The organism is Acidobacteriota bacterium (genome assembly GCA_040756905.1).
Classification (GTDB): Bacteria; Acidobacteriota; Aminicenantia; order JBFLYD01; family JBFLYD01; genus JBFLYD01.
The window spans coordinates 1-19978 of sequence record JBFLYD010000022.1 but is presented as its reverse complement, the minus strand read 5'-3'; the positions used below and the strand labels follow the sequence as shown (position 1 = coordinate 19978).

15 protein-coding genes are annotated in these 19978 nt (G+C 32.0%); 9 read left to right on the top strand and 6 right to left on the bottom strand.

The genetic code is table 11. From position 1 onward, the window contains the following. The first annotated feature begins 183 nt into the window (after positions 1-183). The 9 genes from AB1410_03000 to aspS all read left to right on the top strand — a co-directional run bounded on the left by AB1410_03000 (position 184) and on the right by aspS (position 9424). Positions 184-1338 carry an acyl-CoA dehydrogenase family protein gene (locus tag AB1410_03000; GenBank protein MEW6455672.1) on the top strand — a complete coding sequence of 385 codons (1155 nt, stop codon included), beginning with the start codon at positions 184-186 and terminating at the stop codon, positions 1336-1338. Positions 1339-1367: 29 nt separating this feature from the next. Continuing rightward, on the top strand, positions 1368-2411 hold the full coding sequence (locus AB1410_02995; protein MEW6455671.1) for a hypothetical protein: 1044 nt from the start codon (positions 1368-1370) through the stop codon (positions 2409-2411). Further along, positions 2408-3457, top strand: a complete 1050-nt coding sequence (locus AB1410_02990) for a D-alanine--D-alanine ligase family protein (protein ID MEW6455670.1) — start codon at positions 2408-2410, stop codon at positions 3455-3457. The genes AB1410_02995 and AB1410_02990 overlap by 4 nt, the downstream gene beginning before the upstream one ends. Continuing rightward, positions 3445-3867 carry a Holliday junction resolvase RuvX gene (gene ruvX / locus AB1410_02985; protein ID MEW6455669.1) on the top strand — a complete coding sequence of 141 codons (423 nt, stop codon included), beginning with the start codon at positions 3445-3447 and terminating at the stop codon, positions 3865-3867. Before AB1410_02990 ends, ruvX begins: the two co-directional genes overlap by 13 nt. A 150-nt stretch (positions 3868-4017) precedes the next feature. After that, entirely contained in the window at positions 4018-5058 is a 1041-nt protein-coding gene (gene mltG / locus AB1410_02980) for an endolytic transglycosylase MltG (GenBank protein MEW6455668.1), read from the top strand. Between the two features lie 56 nt (positions 5059-5114). Next, the gene (locus AB1410_02975) at positions 5115-5414 is read left to right on the top strand and encodes a hypothetical protein (GenBank protein MEW6455667.1); all 300 of its coding nucleotides are present in this window, start codon (positions 5115-5117) and stop codon (positions 5412-5414) included. A gap of 11 nt (positions 5415-5425) precedes the next feature. Further along, the gene (locus AB1410_02970) at positions 5426-6391 is read left to right on the top strand and encodes an acetyl-CoA carboxylase carboxyltransferase subunit alpha (GenBank protein ID MEW6455666.1); all 966 of its coding nucleotides are present in this window, start codon (positions 5426-5428) and stop codon (positions 6389-6391) included. Between the two features lie 22 nt (positions 6392-6413). Then, positions 6414-7655, top strand: coding sequence for a histidine--tRNA ligase (gene hisS, locus AB1410_02965; protein ID MEW6455665.1), 1242 nt, complete (start codon positions 6414-6416; stop codon positions 7653-7655). Next, the gene (gene aspS / locus AB1410_02960) at positions 7640-9424 is read left to right on the top strand and encodes an aspartate--tRNA ligase (protein MEW6455664.1); all 1785 of its coding nucleotides are present in this window, start codon (positions 7640-7642) and stop codon (positions 9422-9424) included. The genes hisS and aspS overlap by 16 nt, the downstream gene beginning before the upstream one ends. 296 nt (positions 9425-9720) lie before the next feature. Here the strand turns inward: aspS and AB1410_02955 are convergent, their stop codons facing one another. The 6 genes from AB1410_02955 to AB1410_02930 form a co-directional block, all read right to left on the bottom strand. Then, entirely contained in the window at positions 9721-10320 is a 600-nt protein-coding gene (locus AB1410_02955) for a CsgG/HfaB family protein (protein MEW6455663.1), read from the bottom strand. Between the two features lie 33 nt (positions 10321-10353). After that, positions 10354-12423: a VWA domain-containing protein gene (locus AB1410_02950; GenBank protein MEW6455662.1), complete on the bottom strand. Its 2070-nt coding sequence runs from the start codon at positions 12421-12423 to the stop codon at positions 10354-10356. A gap of 300 nt (positions 12424-12723) precedes the next feature. Then, positions 12724-13179: a hypothetical protein gene (locus tag AB1410_02945; protein MEW6455661.1), complete on the bottom strand. Its 456-nt coding sequence runs from the start codon at positions 13177-13179 to the stop codon at positions 12724-12726. 69 nt (positions 13180-13248) lie between these two features. Then, the gene (locus AB1410_02940; protein ID MEW6455660.1) at positions 13249-15855 is read right to left on the bottom strand and encodes a hypothetical protein; all 2607 of its coding nucleotides are present in this window, start codon (positions 15853-15855) and stop codon (positions 13249-13251) included. Continuing rightward, on the bottom strand, positions 15852-18245 hold the full coding sequence (locus AB1410_02935) for a hypothetical protein (protein ID MEW6455659.1): 2394 nt from the start codon (positions 18243-18245) through the stop codon (positions 15852-15854). The genes AB1410_02940 and AB1410_02935 overlap by 4 nt, the downstream gene beginning before the upstream one ends. A gap of 260 nt (positions 18246-18505) precedes the next feature. After that, on the bottom strand, positions 18506-19762 hold the full coding sequence (locus tag AB1410_02930; GenBank protein MEW6455658.1) for a sigma 54-interacting transcriptional regulator: 1257 nt from the start codon (positions 19760-19762) through the stop codon (positions 18506-18508). Positions 19763-19978: the final 216 nt, after the last annotated feature.

The window sequence follows — 19978 nt, the reverse complement described above, 5'->3', positions numbered from 1 at the left end:
CTGTATATTTACAACTTGAATCTTTATTTAAAAGCAAATAAAGTTCTGCGAGGGGTTAAAATTTAGGTAGTAAGAGTGTCCAAGTTAATAAACAACCACAAAACTTTACGTGCTTACCCTTAGTTGCTTGACATAAAATTTACTGAAAGATAAAATTTGGTGTTTTTCTGATATAGAGTTGATATGAAAAAAGACCTTATCCGAGTAGATGAGCTTCTCACCGAAGAGGAAATTCTAATAAGAAATTCAGTTAAAGAATTTGTAAAACAGAAGATTAATCCCATAATAGAAGAAAATTTCAGGTCAGGGAACTTTCCCCTGCACATTGTAAAAGATTTGGCAGGTCTTGGGCTTTTAGGAGCTTATCTCAATGGTTATGAATGTGCTGGAATCAATAATGTTAGCTATGGCTTGGCTCTTCAGGAACTTGAATATGGTGATAGCGGAATAAGAAGTTTCTGTTCAGTCCAGACATCCCTTGTTATGTGGGCAATAATGGAGTACGGCTCAGAAGAACAAAAAAGTTACTGGATTCCTAAAATGGCTAAGGGTGAAACAATAGGCTGTTTTGGACTTACAGAACCTGATTATGGATCTGATCCGGGTTCAATGGTTACAAAAGCCCAGGAGGATGGAAATTATTGGATTATCAATGGGTCAAAAATGTGGATTACAAATGGTTCTATTGCAGACGTGGCTGTGGTTTGGGCTAATTCAAAAAAAGGTATAAAGGGTTTTCTTGTAGAGAAATCATCTCCTGGGTTTTCAACAAGGGATATAAAAGGAAAGTTTTCTTTAAGAGCATCTGTAACATCTGAATTGATATTTGAAGATTGTAGAGTTCATAGAGATAATATGTTGCCAAAAGCAAAAGGACTAAGAGCACCGTTGAGTTGTTTGAACCAGGCAAGATATGGGATAGCTTGGGGAGCCCTGGGAGCAGCATTTGCCTGTTACGAAACAGCCCTTGAATATTCAAAGTCTCGAATTCAATTTGGCAAGCCTATCGCATCTTTCCAGCTCGTTCAGAATAAACTCGTATGGATGCTCAATGAAATAGTAAAAGGTCAGCTTCTTGCATTAAGAACAGGAAGAATGAAGGATGAGGGAAAAGCAAGTCATGTTCTTATCTCTTTGGCTAAAAGAAATAATGTGGAAATCGCTCTTGAAGTATGCAGAATGGCAAGGGATATATTGGGGGCAAGTGGCATTACTGATGAATATCCAGTAGCAAGGCATATGTTGAATCTGGAATCTGTGAAAACCTATGAAGGAACCCATGATATACATACCCTTATCATTGGAGAAGATATTACAGGAATAGAAAGTTTTAGATAAAAATGATAAGCAGGGAGAAGTTTGAGAAGGTGTTAAAAGATGCAATTGAGAGTTTGTTTCTTGAAAAGGAAAGGTTTTTAAAGGAAAAATATGGTTCTCTTGAGTCCAAATTAAAAAAAGTTTTTTCTGATTTTTTTTCAGAAATTTCTGAAAAAATTCCCGAATTTGAGAAGGAAAAAATTTCTACAATTTATGATGAATTGTTTTCCAATTATAAAGAACCAAAACCTGAAAAGATCAGGATAAGAACTCTGAATGATATTATAAATAAAATTTCTATCAGCAATACCCAGAATGAGATTATTTCAAGTTATTTAGAAGGAATAAATAATCTTTTATCAAGGGCAGCTATATTTGTTTTAAAAGAAAATTCATTCATAGGATGGCACTCCGCTGGATTTGCAGGAAAGGGAGGGGTTCAAGACTCGGAGATAAGAAATATTTCAATTCCTCTTAAAGCAAATACTGTTTTTAGAGAAGTTATCGAAAAGGAAAAAACTTTTCTTGGAGATTCATTAACCCATCCTGATAATTGGCTTATCTTTAGTAAATTTGGAGGGAAAAAACCTGAGACAATTATTGTCCTTCCTCTAACGTTGAAAAATAAACCATCAGCTTGTATTTATGGAGATCAGGTCCCTTTTGAAAAAGAAATAGATTCTCAGGGGGAATTGGAAATATTAACAAAATTTTTAGAAATGAGCCTGGCTATACTTCCATTTAAACAGAAATTATTGGACAGAGATTTAAAGAGAAAAACTCTTGATTTACCACCTCAGGTGCCAGAAGCAGAGATAGCTAAAAATATGGATAAGATTGAAGAAATGCATAAAGATGCAAAAAAATTAGCAAAAATTCTTATCTCAGAAATCATGTTTTCCTACCGAAAGGAAATAATGATAGGTAGAAAAAAAGGAGATTTAGCAGAAAGACTTAAGGAAGTTTTGGAAAAAAATAAGGAAATATACGTAAAAAATGTTCATCCTGATATATTGAAAACTGCAAATTATTTCTGGGAAGAGGCTGTAAATGTTCTTGCTGAAGGAGATGGGCATCTTTTAAAACAAAGTTGAAAAAAAAGAAAAGAAAAGTTGCTATAATTTTTGGAGGAAGGTCTGCTGAACACGAAGTATCAATAATTTCTGCTTCTTCTGTTTATAGAAATCTCGATAAGAAAAAATTCATTCCGATTTCAATTTATATTGACAAAAAAGGTCTATGGCGTAAAGTTAGCTCGCCATTTTCGAAGAAAGATTTCAGACAAAAAGGTAATTCATTCCTTCCGTGGAAAAGTTCCATGAAGGAAAGAATTAATGCAGATATTTATTTTCCGCTGCTTCATGGTCCGTATGGTGAGGACGGCACAATCCAGGGACTGCTTGAGATGGAAAATGTTCCTTACGTAGGAACAGGTATTTTAGGGTCAGCTCTTTCAATGGACAAGGCTAAGATGAAAGAGATCTTTCGTTTAAAAAATTTGCCAGTTGTTGATTTTGAGGTAATCTATGATTATCAATGGAGTGATAAAAAAGATATGATTCTAAAAATACTTGAAAGATTTTTATTCCCTGTTTTTGTTAAGCCCTCAAATTTAGGTTCTTCTGTGGGAATTACTAAAGTGAAAGAAAGAGAGAACTTGGAGAGTGCTATTGAATATGCCTTTAGATGGGATAGAAAAATATTGGTCGAGCAAGGCATAAACGCAAGAGAAATAGAATGCTCTGTGCTCGGGAATGATAACCCTATTTCCTCGATTCCTGGAGAGGTAATTCCTTACAGAGAATTCTACGATTACCGTGATAAATACATTGAGGGGAAAACTAAATTTGAAATTCCTGCGAAGCTTTCTGAAGAGCAAATCGAAGAAATAAAATCTCTATCAATATTAGCTTATAAATCTATTGAATGCTCAGGGATGGCAAGAGTTGATTTTTTGATGGATAGAGAGAATGAAAAAATTTATCTGAGCGAAGTTAATACAATACCTGGTTTCACTTCGATAAGCATGTATCCAAAGTTATGGGAAGCAAGTGGAATTCCATACAGCCAGTTGATAGAGAGATTAATTGAATATGGATTTGAAAGGTTTAACAAAAAGAAAATTTTATGCGAATATTAGGAATTGATTTCGGTGATAGAGTTATCGGGCTTGCATTATCCGATGAATCTAAAACCATAGCCTTTCCACTGGATAGTTACAGGAGAAAGAACGAAAAAAGTGATTATGAGTATTTTAAGAAAATCGTAGATAATTGGAAAATAGAAAAAATAATAGTGGGGAACCCAGTAAGGATGAATGGTAGCGCAGGCGTAAGAGTTAAGAAAACCGAAGATTTTGTGGAATGGTTAAAGAAAAATTTTAATGTTGATATAGAATTATGGGATGAAAGATTATCAACCAAAGAAGCAGAGAAATTATTGCTATCAGCTAAAATGAAGTGGAAAAAAAGAAGAAAAATAGTAGATAAAATTTCAGCCTCATTGATCCTGGAAAGCTATCTTTATGCCGTTCCAACTAAAGAAGACTGAAGCTACTGTCATGTCACTTAAATATCTTTCGTTATATTACTGTGACATGACACTTTCCCTATGGGAGAAAGATCTCCTTAGACGCTTCGCTCCCCAGGCTGGGGAAGACCACTTCCCCATACCCCTTCAGTGTGCTTAAGGAGAAATTCTTTGTTTGTAAAGATATTTATAGGACAGCACACTACATTGTATAAGATAATTTTAATCATAATTTCATTAACATTTATATTCTGTATTGTTTATTTAGTGCTAATTTTTAATGTTCCATATGGGGAGAGAGGAAAAGAAATTTTGATTGAAATAGAAAAAGGGAAAGGGCTCAGAGAAATAGCAGGAAAGTTTGAAGAAAATAAATTAATCAGAAATTCTTACGAATTTATTTTAGCCTATAAATTATTCTTCTTAAGAAAGACAATAAAAGCTGGAGAATATAAATTTATTCTTCCGCAGTCTTTGAGGAATGTATTAGAAAAAGTTATTCGAGGGGAAGTTTTTCTTCGCACAATAACTGTAAGGGAAGGGATGAATGTTTATGAAGTATCAGAAAACCTTAGAAGTAATATGATACTAAAGAACAAAGAAGAATTCATAAAAGAGACAGAAAATCCATCTTACATAAATGACCTTGTCGAAAATGCATTAAATTTAGAAGGTTTTCTTTATCCGGATACTTATTTATTCCCGAAAAATGAATCTCCAGAGAAAGTTGTTTCAACTATGACTGAAAGATTTAAGAGTATTTTTAATGAAGACCTGAGAAGTAGAGCACAGGAAATTAAAATGAGTATAAAAGACATAATTATCCTTGCATCCTTGATTGAGAAAGAAACATCTTTGAAATACGAAAAGCCGTTAATTTCATCTGTTTTTCATAAAAGGTTAAAAATAGGCATTCCACTCCAATGCGATCCTACGGTTATTTATGCATACAGGAAAAAAGGCATCCTTAAGGAAATTCTCTCAAGAGATGATTTAAAAATAAATTCTCCCTACAATACTTACATTCATAGAGGATTGCCTCCAACTCCAATTTGCAGTCCAGGAAAGGATTCAATAGAGGCAGCCCTTTATCCGGCTAATACTAATTTTCTTTATTTTGTATCTAAAGGAGACGGATCTCATTATTTCAGTAAAAATATTTCAGAGCATAATAAAGCTGTAAAAAAATTTAGAAGCAGCTCTAATTATTAATTCTTGACATAAAATACCATCGAAAATAAAATTTAATGTAATTTAAGGAGAATGAGATGGAAGCCGGACAATTACAGAGAAAAGAAATAAGACTGGACTTAAGAAAATATACAAAAGCAGAGGGATTCAGGGCGCTGGAAGAAAAACTCTGTTCGATTGGAGCAAACGAAGTGTTGATTTCAATTTCAGATTATGACCCGGAAGAAATAAAGAAAGAAGTAGATTTTATTTTTATGAATATCTGGGATTTTGAGAAAACAAAAAATCAAGATGGGGTTTGGGAAGCAAAATGGAGACTTAAGAAAAATTCTCCTGTTCCTGAATTTGACATGAGAATAAAGTTTGTTGAGGATTAACATTTTTTATCATGCCCAAAGAATATATAGATTTAGAAGCACCAATAATTGAGCTAAGAGACGCAATCGAAAATCTAAAGAAAAGCAATAGCCCTGATGATTTAAAAAAATTACAGAGACTCAAAGAGGAATTAAAGAAGGAATGGGAAAAGATAAAGACCCTTCTCACACCTTGGCAGGTTGTCCAGTTAGCAAGACATCCGATGAGGCCATATACTTTAGATTACATAGGATATTTATTTGATGATTTTCTTGAGATTCATGGAGATAGAAGATTTGCTGATGACCCAGCTATAGTGGCTGGACTGGCTTCCTATAAAGGGCAGACTGTAACTGTAGTGGGACATCAAAAAGGGAGAACAACCAAAGAGAAGATATTTCGAAATTTTGGCATGCCAAACCCTGAAGGCTACAGGAAGGCATTGAGAGTTATGAAATTAGGAGAGAAATTTGGATTTCCAGTTGTATCATTTATCGATACACCAGGTGCTTACGCAGGAGTTGGAGCAGAGGAAAGAGGCCAGGCTGAGGCTATTGCATATAACTTAAGGGAAATGAGCAGATTAAAAGTTCCTGTGATAATCTTTGTGATAGGAGAAGGAGGAAGCGGAGGAGCCCTTGCTATTGGTATTGGAGATTTAATCTACATGCTCGAATTTTCTATCTATTCTGTAATATCTCCAGAAGGATGTGCTGCAATTCTTTGGAAAAATCAGTCGGCTATAGAAAATGCTGCAGACAATTTAAAACCAACAGCCAAAGAATTAAAAAAGTTTGAAATAATAGATGAAATAGTGCCAGAGCCTCCTGGAGGCTCTCATTCAGACTATGAAGAAATGGCCAAAATAATAGATTCTTATTTAGAGAAAGGCTTGAAAGAACTTTCCAGAATTCCTTTTGAAGAGAGAATAAATAGAAGGATAGATAAATTCAGAAAAATGGGTGTTTTCATTCAGCAAAAGGAAGCAATAAATTAATTTAAAAGGTTTTTAAAAATAAATGATTATAAAAATAAAAGGAACAAGAGATATATATTATCCTGAAATTGAGAAATGGATATACATAGAAGAGAAAGCAAGGCATATTTTTTCTCTGTATGGATATAAAGAAATCAGGACCCCGATTATTGAAAATACAGAACTTTTTGTAAGAGGGGTTGGAGAGGAAACAGAAATTGTAAGAAAGGAAATGTATACATTCAATGATAAGTCTGGCAGGTCAATCACCCTTAGGCCTGAGAATACAGCTTCAGTTGTAAGGGCAATGATAGAAAATAACCTTTTCAATATAAAGGAGATGCTTCGGGTTTTTTATCTCGGTCCCATGTTCAGATATGATAAGCCTCAAAAAGGAAGATACAGACAATTTCATCAGATAGGCGTAGAGGCATTCGGTGAGGAGGACCCTTCTCTTGATGCTGAGATAGTAGAGATGGGAGATTTTTTGTTTAAAGAACTTGAACTCGGAAATTATGATATATTGGTAAATTCTGTTGGGTGCAAAAAGTGTAAGATTCCTTATGTAGAAATGGTAAAAAAGGAAGCCCTTAAAAAAATGGAGTTTTTGTGCGAAGATTGCAGAAGAAAAATTGATACAAATCCATTGAGGATATTTGATTGTAAAAATGAGGACTGTATTAAAATTTCAGAGGATTTTCCTAAAATTACTGATAATTTATGCGATGAATGTGAAGAGCACTTTAAAGCTGTAATGGAATATTTGGAGAATCAAAATATCAATTTTAAAGTTGAAAAGAGACTTGTGAGAGGCCTGGACTATTATACTAAAACAGCGTTTGAATTTATCTCTCCTGACTTAGGTAGAACACAAAATTCAATCTTAGGAGGAGGAAGATATGATGACCTTGTTTATGAATTAGGAGGACCTTCTTTATGTGGAATTGGCTTTGCTATTGGAATGGAAAGACTTGTTTCGACCTTAAAAGCTTTTGAGCCTCGAGAAAAATCAGAAATTTTTGTAGTTCCTCTGGAGAGGGAATCAAAACATGAAGCATTAACCCTCAGCAAGTATTTAAGACAAAATAATATATCTACCCGTGTAGAGTACAGAGAGAGGAACATAAAATCAACGCTGAGCAAGCTTTCGAAATCAAAAATTAAATGGGTTGTTATAATTGGACGGGAAGAGATATCTAAGGGAATTTATAGATTAAAGAACATGGAATCTGGAATTCAAACAGATGTAAACAAAGAGGAGATATTAAAATGGCTGAGGAGTTAGAAGAAAAAATAGAGTTACCTGGGGACTGGAAAAGAACCGGTTATTGTGGACTGTTGAGTAAGAGTGATAAAGAAGCAGAAGTTATTCTCTATGGCTGGGTTAATAGAAAAAGAGATTTAGGAAAATTAATTTTTATTGATTTAAGAGACAGGGAAGGAATTGTCCAGTTAGTGATAAAGTCTGAATCAGGTAAAATCTTTAAAAAAGCCAAGACATTAAAAAATGAATATGTGATAGCTATAAAAGGAAAGGTTGTCGAAAGAGAAGAAAAATTAAAAAATCCTGAGATGCCCACAGGTGATGTTGAAGTGGAGGTTGAAAACCTTAAAATTTTAAACACTTCTGAGGCTCCTCCTTTTTTAATCGATGAGAAATCAGAGGTAAATGAGGAATTGAGGTTAAAATACAGATATTTAGATTTAAGAAAGACTAAATATCAAACGAATTTAAAATTGAGACATAAGATGTCAATAGAATTAAGGAATTTTTTTAACGAGGAAGGTTTTTTAGAAATTGAAACGCCATTTCTCACGAAGTCAACCCCAGAAGGCGCCAGAGACTACCTTGTTCCAAGCAGAATTTATCCAGGAAGATTCTTTGCTCTTCCTCAATCTCCTCAGATATTTAAGCAGATACTTATGATTTCTGGGTTCGATAAATATTTCCAGCTTGTAAGGTGTTTCAGAGATGAGGATCTCAGAGCTGACAGGCAGCCTGAATTCACACAGATTGATGTGGAGATGAGCTTTCCAGAGGAAGAAGATATATTTTCTTTGATAGAAAGATTGATGAAGAGATTATTCAATAAAGCAAGCTATGAAATTGAAATTCCTTTTAAAAAACTTTCATACACTGAAGCAATGGATAAGTATGGGTCTGATAAGCCTGATTTGAGGATTCCTTATGAAATTGTTGAATTGACTGAAGAGTTTAAAGATTCAAACATTAATTTTTTAAGGGAAAAAATTAACAGAGGAAATAAGGTAAAAGGGCTAAAATTTGAAGATAAAATTATTCTATCTCGAAAGAATCTTGATGAAATAAATGAGCAGACAAAATCACTCGGAGGAAGCGGAATTTTCTGGATAAAGAGAGAGAATGGGGATGTAAAAAGCTCTTTGAAATTAGATACCAATTTTATAGAGAAATTATTTAAAAAAACAGGAGAAAATATAAGTTATTTATTAGGGATTTGCGAAGAAAATGAAAAGGGCTTAAAAATCCTCGGTGAATTGAGAAACTACATGGGCAAAAAATATATGGATTTAAAAAAAGATGATTTTAGACTTGCCTGGATAAAAGATTTTCCTCTTTTTGTATGGTCTGATGAAGAGAATAAGATTGTTTCCAACCATCATCCTTTCACCTCTCCAAAATATGAAGATCTCGATTTACTCGAAAGAGAACCATTGAGAGTTAAAGCAAGAGCTTATGATTTAGTTCTAAATGGAGTAGAAATAGGAGGTGGGAGCATTAGAATCCATAATTCAGAGCTTCAGAAAAGAATATTCAAAGTTCTTGGATTAACGGATGCTGAAATGGAGCAAAAATTTGGATTTTTAATCGAAGCATTAAAGTATGGAGCCCCTCCCCATGGAGGAATTGCACTGGGATTTGATAGAATTGTTATGATTTTAGCAGGAGAAGATTCAATTCGAGAGGTAATTGCTTTTCCGAAAACAACTTCTTCTCTTTGCTTGATGACAGACTCTCCCTCACTTGTGAAAGAAAACCAACTCAAAGAATTAGGTCTTAAAATTATTAAATAAAATCTCTTATTTGAAAAACCCCGCTATAAATGGCGGGGATTCTTAGACGGTAAGGTACTTTATCATTAATATTGCTCGCCCTAACCCATCCCTGGAGGGGCGGGATTGCGGCGAGCCTCCCGTTCAAATTTTTTATTGTATAATTTTGACCTTTATAAGTTTTTCTAAATATTTTTAGGCAATTTTATTTTTAAGTGATAATCTCCCCCACAAAATTTCATGTGTTCATATTATATTTGTTTTTTTGTCTTTTTCTGTTAATTAGAACATAGATAATATTTGAAAAAATAAAAGATTTATTTAATTTTTGGGAGCTTCTTGAACATTCCTTTTATTATGTTTTTTGTCATATCCTGAATCTTATTCAACTTGCTTATCTCTTGTCTATGATCTTTGGCTTCCATCAGAATAGTGCCTGTTTTTGAATCGAGCATCTTTAATTCGAATGATATGTTGTAGAAAAAATTCTTTGTTGGAAATTGAGCCCACTTTGCATCTGCTGGTCTGTGATAATAATCCATTCCTCCTGCCTCTTTACTCTGATACATGAGGACTTTTCCAGAAACTATTGCATCTACTCCAAGAGCCTCTTGAATCTTCTGGAGATCAGATTCAGTGATTTCATCTTTTTTGATATTTAGATTCTCCAACGTTTCTTTTACAATTTTTCTCTCTAAAACCTCAAATCCTTTCTTTTTCAACTCTGAGGCTACAATGTTTGATACTTCTTCTCCTGAGTGAGGGGACTCAGGAGCATCTTCAAATTCAATTACAGCTACTTTTTTGTATTTTCTGAAATCAACTGATGGGTCTATTTTTACATCAAATTCTGAAGCAAAACCCATAAAAAATATTGTTGGGATAATTATTTCAAAAAATATTAAGTTTTTTCTCATATCTCCCCCCTCTTAAAAAGACATTTATTTTCCTTATTCTTTTATTTTTATTTTGATAAAATGAGAGATAGCTTTTTCATTTTTGTCTATTATATTTAGATAAATTCTATACTCTCCAGGAGGAATTCCTTTAAAATCTAAGATATACACTTCATTCATTATTTTCTCTTTTTCTCTCCATTCTCTTTCAATGAGATTTCCTTTTATTTTTTCTCCTTTAAGACTAAACTCCAAAGAGATATTTTCTCCTCCTGGGTTATGTATCTGAAGAAACAAAGCAATTTTTTCATCTTTCCTTATTTTATCTCCCATCAGAGGATAGAATTGGTACCTGGAGAGGCAAATTGATGCATCCTCATTTAGAGTGAAAGGTCTTCCTTTTTTTATTTCACTTTTTTTAAGATAACCTGGGATTGAGTTTATAATCTTTAAAGAGCTATCTTTCTTTAGATCTGGTATTTTGATTATCTTCTCCCATGCTCCAATCTTTCCTTCCTTATTTGTCAATACTACCTTTACCTCATATTCTCCTGGTTTGAGCTTCATGGATTTCATTCCGAATAGATACTGAAGCTCATCTTTCACTTTCCCTTTTATCTTTATTCTTGTCTGACTCATATGCACTTTCTCCTCATCTTTTTCTTTAACAGCTAAAAGAAATGTGAGTTCTTCTGAAGAAAGTTTTTCAAATTGTTCTGTAAGGATGCTCATTCTACATATTACAGAGTATCTTCCAGAACCTAAAGAAATTGCATCTACCTCAGAGAAAAATTTAATATCTTTAAAATACTCGGGAGAGAGAAATGCTGATGCAAGGTTTCTTTTTATTTTATCCTCTTCTCTATAATCTGCATATCCCTTTCTCGATCGAACGATTAATCCTGGTCTTTTAACCTTAACCTCAATTCTATGATATTTTCCATCTTCTCTTTTCCTAATGGGTTTATATCCAATTTCATAATAAGAGCTTAGATCCCTTGAGATTTCTTCACTGAATTTATCGTATTTATCCCCTCTGAATAATATTCCTCCTGTCTCATCTGCTAAATGGGCTAAGGAGAAATTGCTCAGTATAGATTGAAGCTTTCTTATATCATCTATTTTTTCATCTATTGGTTTTACTTTTTCTCCAATGCCAGCTGTTTCTCCTCCAATTGTTACATCCATATCTGAAAGAAGTGACCTAAGGGTTTCATCAAGACTGAAAGTGTAAAATGTTATATTCTCAGCATTAGAAAGATGGATTACTTCATCTATGATTCTGTAATAATCTTTTAAATTCTTCTTAGGTAAAATATCAAATGGGTCAAATATTTTTAAAATCTCTTCTTTTTTTATTTCAGGAATTCCCTGGCTTATAAGCAAAATGTTTTTCTTTCCCGGATTTTTTTTAATAAAATTAATCAAAGCCAACAAAGAGCTTAATGTTTTTTCGATTCTTCTTTTTTGGAAATATGCGTATGAGATATTTTCTATTTCTTTCTTTAAACTACTAACTTCCCATCCTGGATTATACAGTTTTCTAAAAGAAGGACTCTCGGATAATATCCATGGATTTCCTTTTATGTTCTCAATAGACTCCTTTATTAATATTTTATCTAAAATAAAAGGCAGGAGAATTTTTATTCCATCTTTTTCATTTATTTCAGCTATTGATATTTCAACATTATTATTAAGAAGCGTTTCTAATATCTCAAAAATTTTTTTCTTTTCTCTCTCTAAACTTACATAGAAAGTATTGATAGTATCAAAGGTTACAATGAGTTGTTTTTTCTCCGATAAAGTAGGAGGGGTTGTTTCTTTTTTTAACTCCTCAGGCTTTAATTTTAAAGGAATTTCTTCCTTAAGAGATATCAGATTAAAATATTTTGTTGGAACAAGTTTTCCATCTTCGTAGATTTCAAACTCTCTTTCGGTTAAATCTTTTATAAAGTTTCCATGTTTGTCAGTTACTATAACCTCCACCAATACTAATTCTACAATTACCTCATGAGTGGGTTTAATTCCTCTTTCCTTTTCTTGAGTATTTGAAAAGAAAGGACAAAATAAAATATGAGATAAAATGAAAACAACTGAAACCCATAAATAACTGATTTTTTTCATTTTTTTATTTACATTTTAATTTAATTATATTAAATAGAAAATCGAACTTCAATATAAATTTGTAGATTATGATGTTTAACCTCTTCTAACTATTTTTCACATCTTTTTCTATAAAATAATTGTTTCTTCTTTGGGAATTTTTCATTTTAGTTAATCTTTCTTGAGATCTCCGAAAAAACCTTCACATTTGTCATTGCGAGATGCGAGGCACCGTTGCAATCTCGCATTTATAAGGAGATTGCTCCCCTTTTACTCGCAATGATATTGCAACTGAATACTTTTTCAAAAGCCTCTTCTAATTTACTGACAAACACGAGGATCTGCTGTGCATGATCTTCCATCACAAGTATCCCAGCATGTTAGCTGACCTTCGCATGTGGGTTCGCTATGGCATGTTATTCTACAAGTTTCTCCTAAGCAAGTATCTGCACATTTTGTATCACCTTCACATGTAATACCACAGGTATTATAACATGTGTTTCCTCCAGAACCCTCACAAGTGCTCCAGCAGGTATCTTGATTTTCATCACATGTGTTTGTTTGAGTTTGAAGTACAACTACATCAGGGTTTGAGTTTTTAGGTCCTTGACTTTGGTTTCTTCCTTCTAAACTACTTATGGAAGCTTTGAGTGAATCAGAGAAAAGTGGTGAGTCTTTTTCTTCTTCAATTTTACTAAGAGTTGGTGCTTCTCTGCATGCCCAAAGAATGAATAAAGAAGTAAATATTACAATTGAAATCCACAGAATTTTTTTCATTATTTTTTCACCTCCTTTCATTTTACGCTCTCTTTTATGCTTATAAAAGATGATTTAATTTCATTTAAATTATCTCTCATCTCCATTTTTGGATAATCTATTTTTATCTAATTCAAGTAAATCTTTGAATATCCAAAACTCTAAATCATAGAGCTTTCTCAAAGATGCATCTGGAATAGCTGAGGTTGTTTTCATTGATTCATTAAAAAAGATATAAGAACATCCAAGAAGTACTACTACCCCATCTCCTTTTTTTACCATTGTAAGGATTGGAGTTTTTTCTTCTTTTTCTTTGGATTTATTTGAATTTTTTATTTTTAAATCAGAATTTTTTCTATTTTTTGAGATGATAGGATTTTGAACTTTTCTCTCTTTTTCAGGAACTACAAATAGTAAAGGCTCTCCTCCATACACAGCCCCAAGATGCTCTCCATTAAATATCTCTTCTCCTTCTTTATCAACAATTTTTCCTTTCTTTATTTCATAGTATTCCATTCTCAAACCAAATGGAGAAAGAAGCTGAAAGGCAGTGGATGTTTCAATATTTCTTGGATCATCCATTATAAGAGCTTTTCCACCTTTTTTAACATATGAGAGAAATTGGTTTCTCTCTTTTTCAGAGAAAGGTTTTGAGGAGTTAACGATTACAATTGCATCATTTTCATTCAAAGAATCAATAAATTTTAAACCTAAATTTGGAAAAATCCCAAGCCTTTGTGTCCAGACATAGAAGGTTGTAAGGTTGTCTTTTCTCTGGGGGGTAAATTTTTTTGCTGGGAGATAAAAGTTGGAATGTTCACTGTCAAAACTTACTCTGAAATATCTTGTATGAGCTTTAGGGGTTGGATAATTTACTTTGTTTATTCTTTCGATAATTTTTATTCCTGAAGATGAGGCAATAAGGGAAGAGAATAAGATCAAAAGAAGAAATTCTTTTTTATTTATCCGTTTTGAAAGCCTTATTATTAAAATAATTGAGATTAAAGATATCAGAATAAGAATCCAGTTTAAAAGATTGTATTTATTCTTTCTGTTAAGCCATTCAATTGAGCCTAAAATTAGTTCAGGTTTTCCAGGCATGAACATGGAGAAGTTTGAAAAGCATGTGCTGTCTGTAAAAAGAAGAACCCTTCCTTTTCCATATTTTTTTCCTCCCATTTGAACAAATAATCCGTATTCCATTTTAATTTCCTTATGAGGATTCTTTGGAAAGAAGTTTCTCTGAGAATAATCTGCCTCATGAGCTCTAAGACCATATCCTAAGATTACATTTTCTGAAAAAATTGGAGCTTTTAAAGTGCAGGATGTGGCAAAGAGGAAAAATGGCATGTTATTTATTACTGGATGAGGAAGAATTTTTTTTGGATTGTAGAGGGAAAGACTTCCTGTAGAAAGATCATAAGTTGCGTCATATTTAAATCTGAATCCAAAGAGATTCGCGATTGGGTTAAGATATGTTCCCATCCCAAACACATTTGTATGGTCTCCAATTAATAGAAGACCTCTCCCATTCCGTACAAAATCTTTTATTGCTGAAATTTCTCTTCTTGAGAAAGGCTTTGTCGGTGTCTTTATAATTAAAATGTCATGCTTATTCAGTAAATCAGGAAGAATTTCCTTTTTATTAACATTAATGTGATAGAAGTGATTCAAAAAATCTTTAAGACAGTAATAGTTATAGCCTGATCTCTCACCATACCATTCAGTATCATATACTTTTTCTGTCCATTCCCAATCACTATGAGCCTCATCGATTAATAACCTTCCACTCTTTTTTTCTCCTGGATCATTAAATCCCCAGAAACCTATAAATGAGAAGACCCCTAAAGAAATTAGAAGGAATAAAAGGAGATGTCTTAAATTTAAAGAACCAAAATTTATATTTATATTCCTATGGTTTTCCTTTTCTTTAAAAGAAATAAATTTACCCAAGATAAATGGCAATACTATAAAGCTTAAGATTATCCAATGGGGTTTCCATAGAATGGAAATTGATGAAGAATCAGTGAGAAAGAAAAGAATTATAAGATATCTTAAAATACCAAATATAAATATTATTGAAAAAAGAGTTAAAATTTCTTTTTTAATTTTAGATGAAAAAAGAATTATTAAAATTATCCCTCCAGTTAATATATTTAAAATTGGATACAATCCTAAAGATTCCCAGGTAGTGGAAATAGAGATCATCCCTTCTGGAGATTTAAGAATAACCGAGTCTTTCTCAAAACTTGATATTAAGCCAGAGATTCTTCCCAAAAAGCTGAAAAAAGGATTCAGTAAATCTATTCCATGGTATCGAGAGGCAAAATAAATATAAAAAGGATGAACGAGAGTCTGTATTAAAAGAATTAATCCTTGCATAAAGAAACCAAGAGAGATAGGATGAGAAATTTTGTATTTTTTATGAAAAATAGAAAATATTCCTCCAAACAGGAGAAATATTCCACCTAAATTAAAAGGATAAGGAATGAAAAGAATGAATATTAAAACGGGAATTAGAAATATGTAAAGAGAATAATTAATTTTCTCTATTTCAAAATTCCAAAAAGCCCAGATGGCGATTGTTAATCCAAAGAATAAAAAGATAAAATAAATCCAATTCTTTGGAGTGAAGATAGGTAAAAGAAGAATCCACATCATTGAGATAGAATAAAGACCTATCCATATTTTTTTCATTTAAAGAATTCTCCTCCAAGGAGTTTTTTTAAATATAAAATGTTTTTCTCAATATAGTATCTAATACTCTCTAAATTTACATCGCATAAAAAATTTGAATCACCTATTAATACAAATTTCCCCTTTCCATAATCTTTTGAAACAATCAATGGATATCCTACTTTTCCATTTTTATAACTACAGATAATTTTTGCATCATTTCCAACCTTTATAGGCCAAGCATTATAGAATTGAATTCCAACACTATTTCTCTCAGATGAGACAGGGCCAAGGGGAATATTTAAGATGTCGAATCCAAAAGATTTAAGTAGATTTTTTGATCCTTCTTTCTCTTCTTGCCCAACAGAGAGAATGAATATTCCTCCATTTTTTATATATTCTTTTATTGAGTTTATTTCTCTTTTGGAAAATCTTTTTGAGGGAGAAATTGAAATAAATAGCTTACTCTTCTGAAGGTATAAGTCTGAAAATTTTTTCAGAACTAAAGGATTGTATCCATTTCTAATCAAATTGGCCGGAAGTCCCCAAATGCTTCTTTCTAAGGAGAATTTAAAGTCGATTCTTTCAAGGTGGGAAAAATCTATAAAAGCTATTTTTGGAATTGATAAAATATTTGATTCATATTTCTTATTAATATTTGAGGTAAGTCCATAGGATATTAGAATTACCAGTGGAAAAATTACGTACATAATTTTCATATATTTAAGTTTAGAAGAGAAAAAGATTGTTAATGCAATTAAAAAAAGAAAAATTGATATTGTTTTTTTATTCCTCAAAAGCCAGTTGGAGTCATCAGTGGAAAGATATAAAAAGATTTTCTCTACAAAGAAAGGATTTTTCAAAAGAGTTAAATTCTGGAAAGAAGATGTGTCACCAAAAACAAAAACTTTCCCTTTTTTATATCTCTTCTCTGCAACTAAAACCATGTCTCCTAAAAGTTCTCCATTTTTATATCTTCTATCCCCGAGGTATCCATTTCTCGGGTCATTTGGGTTTCCTAAATCAGAGAAACCATATTTTGCTAAAATTACAGGATCAACTGCAAAAGAGGTTTTTAAAGAAGCTCCAACTCCAATACCTGTATCTTCTCCATTATTCAATCCTATAGTTAAAGGATGGGCCATAAATTCAAAATCGTTCTTCCATCCTCTCTTTACATAGTGTCCACAGTCAAAATTTAATTCAATTCCTGATGGCTTTAGAAGGTCATTGAAAGGATCTCTTATCCCAGCTAATCCTGTATGGTCTCCTAAGCAGAGAAGAGAACCGCCTTTTTCCACAAAATTCCATATTGCCTTCTTTTCCTCTGAATTAAATCTTTTATTTAAATTTATCAGAACTAAAACTTTTGTATCTTCGAGAGTTTCTTTATTTATAATTTTCTCCTTTTTTACTTTAAAGCCTGTATTTTTTAAAAAATCAGGAAGCATTCCAAACATTCCCCAGCTTCTCTCTCCATATTTTCCAAATTCAGGTTTATTCCAGTTTAAATATCCATCATCATAGAGAAATACATTTTTCTTTTTATTTTCATGCATGGGATGATAATTTAAAAAAGTATAAGATAAAAATATCAGAATCATACTCACAATTAGATATTTCAGATGATTCTTTTTTAATTCCATCGATAATTCTTTAACAGGGATTTTTCTTTTAAAGAGCAGATACAATGGTATAGAAAGGAGAAGAACATAAATTAAAGATATATCTATGGGAGTTATATAAGTATTTTTAAAGATTTTAATTAAAAGGGATAAAATTGGAAATTGAACTATTAAATAAAACCCATTCAGTAGAATAGAAAAAAAGCCTAAATAAAAGAAAAATTTCCAGTTTCTTTTTTCAGATAAGATGGAATATGCTGAAATAAAAAGAATAAAAAATATAGTGGTGTATATTCCTCCTGGAGTTTGACCTAAGATTAAATCTTTTCCTATTATTTTTGCAATGTTTTTAGAAAAAATTTGTGAAAAGTATTGTAAAGAATACCAAATTAAAGGAAAATTTTTTATAAAAAAAGAAAATATAATAAAAAAAACTGAAGAGATAATTAAAATTGAAAGAATTGGCTCATGAATTTTATTTTTTCTTAAAATTAAATCACAGAAAAAGAGAAATAAAGCTAAAGAAATTATCTTTATCTCTATAATATAAGTTCTTGTAAAAATAAATAAAATAATCACAAAGATAAAAAATAAAAGAAATATAAATTTAAATTTATTCCCAAGAATTTCTGATTGAATGAAAAGTAAAGAAAAAATAAAAAGTGACAAAAATGAGAAAAGTCCATACAATTCATTAGAAAAATTTCCTAAATTTCTGAAGATAAGACTAATTGTAAGAAGAAACATTAAAATTTTTAATGTTTCTTTAATTATTTCCTTTTTCATGGAATAGTTCCCCCTCACGTTTCAAAGATAAATTAATCTCCTCATAGAATTTATAGCAATTGCTGTGCCATTTTTATTAATTTTTTATCTTATTGATATTATTGAATATATGAAATTTTATTTTCATTTAGATTTTGATTAGCGCAAAATATTTTGCTTTTGATTTCTTTAAAATTTAATATTCTCAGGATTTACAAGGAAAAAAAAGTGCAAAATTTTTTTTATTTAAATTGCCAAGGATTTTGCATCTAATTAATTGCTTATGATGTTATCTTATATTTTTTTATTTTATACTGAAGATCCTGCCTTGAGATTTGAAGTTTTTCCGCAGCTTTAGATACATTCCAGTTAGTTTCTTTAAGGGATTTAATTATCTCCTCTCTTTCATAGATTTTTATTCTTTCATTGAGGGAAAGTTCTTCTGGAATTAGTTGTATAATTGATTTAGGTATTGAAATTTGATTTACTATGTCTTTTTCTCTTATTATCCCATCCTCTGAAAATAGAAGGGCGTTTCTCATAATTCCCCTTAACTCCCTTATATTACCTGGAAAGTGGTAGTTTAAAAGGATATCCATTGCCTCAGAGGTTATTTCTTTAAATTCTTTTTTAAACTCTTTCTCTGCTTTTTTTATAAAATATATGATGAATCCTCTTTTTTCCTCATTATCCCTTTCCCTTAGGGGAGTAATATAGAACTTGAAGGCTTTTATTCTGTAGTAGAGAGAATCACTGAATTTTTTCTCTTTTATTAGTTTCTCTAAGTCTTCTGAGGACGAAGCAATTATCCTTACATCCACTATCAGGGGTTTTTCCTCTGAACCAATTGGTTGTATCTCTCCATTTTCAATAACTCTAAGTAAGGAATGCTGAAATCTTAAAGTGGAATCTTGTACTTCATCCAAAAGGACTGTTCCTCCATCTGCGATCTGAATCTGGCCTACTTTATCTTTCAAAGCTCCAGTGAATGAGCCTTTTCTGTGTCCAAAGAGTTCTGAGGAGATTAATTCCTCTGGGAATGAGGAGCAGTTTATGGGAATAAATGGTCTATCCTTTCTTTTTGAAAGAAAATGTATGTATCTTGAAAAAATCTCCTTCCCTGAGCCTGTTTCTCCATAGAAAAGTACTGGGTCATCTGATTGAGCGATTTTTTTTGCAAACTCGTCCATATCTTTAAAGAATTTCCCAATCCATAGAAAATCTTTCTTTTCTTTAAAGGATCCATAAAAATTTAGATATCTTATCTCAAAGGAGAGATTTTTTAGAAGATTTTTTATTATCTCAAGATGGAAGTCTCTGTAGTAATCTTTAAATTGAGAGTTAATGAGGATAATTCCCACCTGCTCTTTATCTACCTCAAATGGGTATGCTAACTGGGATAAAACCCTTTCCTCTCTGAATGATACATAGTATGGGTCTTTTTTACAATCCTTTGCTATATAGGGAGAGAATGTTTCAAGGGAATGAGGAATTATTCCTTTTTTACCTTCCAGAGCTCTTTCTTTTATTCTTTCCAAAGGGGAGAACTCTCCAACTTTTGAGTGAGAGATTAGCTCCAATTTTTCATATTCTATTCTTTGAGGTTCTTTTTCATATAAAGGGGGTTTGGGAGTGCACCCCTTGCATAGGACAAAAAAATAAGACACTATCTATGTAAGGAGGCAGCAAGTGTCTGGTAAAAAAAGAGTATTTAGCCCTGAATTTAAGCTTCAGGTTATTCAGGAAGCTGAAGC